We start from the raw sequence: 859 nt of genomic DNA on the forward strand, positions 1-859 counted from the left end.
CCCCCCCTGGCCGCCGCCGCCGCCGTTGCCGCCGTTGCCGCCGGTGCCACCGTTGGTCCCGTCGCCGCCGACTCCGCCCTTGGCGCCCCAGGCCCCGTTGCCTCCGTTGCCGCCATTCCCGCCGGCACCGCCTACGCCGTCGTAGGATGCGCCGCCGTTGCCCCCGGTGCCGCCCACAGCAACGCGCCCGCCGTTGATGGTGTTGACAATGATGCCGCCGTTGCCGCCGTTGCCGCCGTCGCCGCCGACACCACCATGCGCAACGCCGCCGTTGCCGCCGTTGCCGCCCCACGCATTGGGGGAGTTGCCCGTGTCGATTCTCCCGCTGTCACCGCCGTTGCCGCCGTTGCCGCCCGTTCCGCCGTTGTAGGCAGCGCCGCCATAACCTCCTGTGCCGGCGTAGGCATCGCGATGGCTCTTCGTATCGGTAACACTTACGCCGCCCTGGCCGCCGTTGCCGCCGACACTGCCAACGCCGTTACCTGCGCCGCCGCCCCCGCCGCCACCACCACCCGAACTTGAACCGGTCGTGCTGCTGAGCCCGCCGCCCGCGCCGCCGCGTCCTCCGACGCCGCCGTCGCTGCTACCGCCGTTACCGCCGTCGCCGCCCACGCCGCCACCTTCGCGGCCGGACCCGCCGGTGCCTCCTCGTCCGCCGCGGTTTGCTTCGGCACCGTTTGCGCCATCACCGCCCGCACCACCGTTACCGCCGTTGCCGCCACGCCCTGCGGCATGACCGCCGCTGGCGCCGTTGCCTCCTGCCCCAGCCACGGAGCCGGCGCCGTTGGCGTTGCCGCCATCGCCACCGTCGCCGCCGACACCTCCAGCAAAACCCTTGCCTGTCTCTTATACACATCTG

General features: G+C 73.3%; 1 pseudogene. It reads right to left on the reverse strand.

Features of this window, described 5'->3' with window-relative positions:
* Positions 1–612 (reverse strand): annotated as a pseudogene (locus tag LI92_RS24050) (PE family protein); the annotation flags it as partial.
* Positions 613–859 lie beyond the last annotated feature (247 nt).

The organism is Mycobacterium sp. UM_Kg1, from assembly GCF_000972925.1.
Lineage (GTDB): Bacteria > Actinomycetota > Actinomycetes > Mycobacteriales > Mycobacteriaceae > Mycobacterium > Mycobacterium hiberniae.